Source organism: Microcoleus sp. T2B6 (genome assembly GCF_036700475.1).
GTDB lineage: Bacteria > Cyanobacteriota > Cyanobacteriia > Cyanobacteriales > Microcoleaceae > Microcoleus.
Map to the genome: position 1 here is coordinate 1 of NZ_JAUBOZ010000217.1, position 3,581 is coordinate 3,581.

The 3,581-nt window shown below is 47.9% G+C and carries 1 protein-coding gene; it reads right to left on the reverse strand.

Annotated features, from left to right (window positions below; genetic code table 11):
• The coding region (locus QUA00_RS36380) for a DUF4347 domain-containing protein (protein ID WP_333413435.1) at positions 1–2,941 on the reverse strand (2,941 nt) is incomplete at its 3' end.
• Between the last annotated feature and the right edge of the window lie 640 nt (positions 2,942–3,581).

Consider the following 3,581-nt stretch of genomic DNA (forward strand, 5'->3'; position numbering starts at 1 on the left):
CTTCGTTGTTGCCCGGAGTGGGGTCAGCCGTGGGTGAGGTACTTCTGGCGGTGTTGGTGACGCTGCCTGATGCAGGTGCGATGAAGCTGACTGTGTTGGTGACGGTGACACCGCTGGCTAAGCTGGGAACGGGCGCGAAGCTGACAATGCCTGTATTCTCATCGTAGACACCGCCGTTGACTCCTGTTAAACCGCGAACGATGGTGTCGGTAATGGTGACGTTTTCGGCTGTGCTTGGGCCGTTATTGACTGTCGAAATTGTGTAAGTAACTATTTCACCCGGTGCTGCTGCCGTAGTCCCGGTTTTGGTGGTAACTAGGTCGGCACTAGGTGTGAGAGTTGTGGTGAAGGGAGCTTCGTTGTTGCCCGGAGTGGGGTCAGCCGTGGGTGAGGTACTTCTGGCGGTGTTGGTGACGCTGCCTGATGCAGGTGCGATGAAGCTGACTGTGTTGGTGACGGTGACACCGCTGGCTAAGCTGGGAACGGGCGCGAAGCTGACAATACCTGTATTTTCATCGTAGACACCGCCGTTGACTCCTGTTAAACCGCGAACGATGGTGTCGGTAATGGTGACGTTTTCGGCTGTGCTTGGGCCGTTGTTGACTGTCGAAATTGTGTAAGTAACTATTTCACCCGGTGCTGCTGCCGTATCCCCGGTTTTGGTGGTAACAACGTCGGCACTAGGTGTCAGAGTTGTGGTGACTGTAGCAAGCGGATCAGTACCGTTGTTGTTCTCAGGAAAAGGATCAGGGGTAGCTGAGGTATTTCTGGCGGTGTTGCTGACGCTGCCGGATGCAGATGCAGGTGCGATGAAGCGGACTGTGTTAATGGCAGGAGGAGCACCGGAAGGCAAGCTGGGAATCGCTGGGAAGGTGACAATCCCAGTATCTGCATTGTAAACACCCTCGTTGGATAGACTAACTATATTTAAACCGGGAACAATGCTGTCGGTAACGGTGACGTTTGCGGCTGTGCTTGGGCCGTTGTTGACTGTGGAAATTGTGTAAGTAACGGTTTCACCCGGTGCGGCTGCCGTATCCCCGGTTTTGGTGGTAACAACATCGGCAAGAGCATCAACAATTGTAGTTGAGACTTGAGAGATGGGTTGGGAACTATTGTTGTTACCTAGATCGGGGTCGAAAGTGCTGGAGGTGCTATAGGCACTGTTAGTTAAGGAAGCGCCGACTGTTGCCGGAACTCTTGCGGTGATGGTGCGGGTTTGGCTAGCACCGTTAGCCAGAGTCGGAATCGCCGGCCATATGACAGTTCGCGTTTTGCTGTCTAAAGTACCGCCGTCAGATATGCTGACTGGTATTAAGTCTGCGGGCAGCGGATCTTGAATCAGGACGCTTTCGGCGTCGTTTGGCCCGTTATTTGTGGAGGTAATCGTATAGGTAATGGTGCTGTTGGGTGTGGCATAGAGCGGGCCTTTTTTAACAATGGAAACGTCGGCTTTGAGTGCAGGATCATCTATACTTTGGACGATGACATTGTTAACTTCGTGAATGTTTGTATTTCCCCCTGTCGAAGCAGCAAAGCCAAATTTAAAAGTACGTGGCACTGCTCCGTTTATGGTTGCCAAATTTGATATGTCGAGCAGTGTTTCGCCCGCATCAAATGTGCCGTTCCTGTTCAAGTCGAAGGCAACTGTCAGACGGTTAGGAAATGTTGGTGAATTCGCTGGAAATAATGTAACTTGAACGCTTCTTTTAGCCACATCGCGAATGCTTGTATCTTTATTATCTATCCCACCGGGAACGACTCTGCTAGTTAAAAAATTATAAGATGTGCTTTGGCTGCCTCTAAGTGCTAGTGAATCAGGTGTCTGTTGGGGTATCGTTGGGGCGCCACCCACACGCCCTCCCACTCCAGGTTGAGCGGTAGAATAATTGCCAAACTCGTCTAATCCGATACCTAAATAACCTCCTAAAAGACCCTCTGAAGCGGGAGCAGTGGGAGTACTATTATTATTCGGAGCATAGCCGAGAGAGCCACCGTAGCCTCCCGCTTCTGTTGGCGTAGCTGTTCCGTCAATGAGGAAAAAACTAATGCCATCGGCACCAAGGGGGGTATTATCCCCTTGTGGTCGTCGTGGAAAAAGGGCAGTACCTCTGTTATAGGCAAAGAAATCAAAGGTAACTCTCAGACCCTCAGTGGCAGATATGGGGTTGTTGTAGATGACAAAAGCTGCTTGTTCAAAGGCGTTTGATGTTAATCTCAAAGTACCGCTTCCGGGTGTATCGCCAGTCCCTAAAGCGGGAATAACGCCGCTGAGGTTTTGTGTACTACCTGCGGTTAAGCCTGGGTTAGTTGTAAGGGTGTTGCCAACTCCATATATCCAAGGCCCGATTACTGTTGTATTTTTAAATTCTTCAGCCGCTAAGGTAGCCAGGACTGATGTGTAGCCTTCTAGGACTTCTTTTTCAAAGGCTAATTCGGTATTGATTTGTCCTGTAGTAATTTCTAATTCCCAGTTGCCACCTAATGCTTCACTCCCTGTTAGGTTGTTGGAAGCCGCAACATTGGCTCCTGTTATTTCACTGAGTTTTTGTATGAATTTAATGCCCGATTCGCCTGCGGCTATGTTACAGCCGTAAAGTAAAATGCTGCCGGATTCGCTAAGGGCTTTTCCCCACTGCTGCAATTGGTTGCTGTAGGTTTCTAGATTATCAATATTAAGTTCTTTTGAGCCGATTTCTACTGCTGCTTCTCGGCCGTGAGAAACTATGTGCAGGCTGGTGATGCTGCTGCGCTGACCCAGAATTTCGGTGATTTGCTCGATTCCATCCCGGGTTCTATCGAGCAAGACTACTTCTGTACCGCATTTCACTCCCCTGAGCAACTCTTGGTAGTTTTCTACTTTTGAATCCACAATTGCTAGATTTTTTCGGCTAGCCGTCTCTGCTTCATAGCTGGCTTGTCTCAAGATTTTAGTTTCCATATTGGTAGATTTCCCTGTTTGTGTAGATGACCAATTTGACAGATTTGGGATGGTTTTCATTTTTGGTGAATTTGGGTGCTAAATCTAAGCTGCCCATTTTCCTAGATGACGATAAACTTTCAAAGATAAAGCTTTGAAAGTTCTTTCTTTATGAGACATAATAGTAACCTATATTTGTCAATTGTGATGTTTGTCAATCATTAGACAGGATTTACTGCGATCGCCCTTGGATGTCCTGATGCGGCCGAGCGCTGCAAATCATAACATGAATAAGGGGTAACAGCCTTTGTATTAGCGAATATGCTCTATTTCTGGGAAAAATGATATCAAGTCTAAGGTTAGTTATATGCTAAATTACTTACGGATTTATCAGCATAAGGGGTCTCACCCCTCATGCTGCTGTTCTTAGTCTGGTGACATTGAGGCTGGCTCAGACAGATTGAACCGTAAATATACAGAAAATACTAATTTCCTAAAAATTGGCAGATTTTGACTTTCAGGTGCGATCGCTCTTAAAAGTTGAGAGTACCTGACATCTTGCAGCAATATCAATAAGAGGATTGTTCGTGGGGTCGGGCGGGTTTATAGAACCTATTTGCAAGCTTTAAGGCTGTTGGCGAACCCGCCCCTACGGCTAATT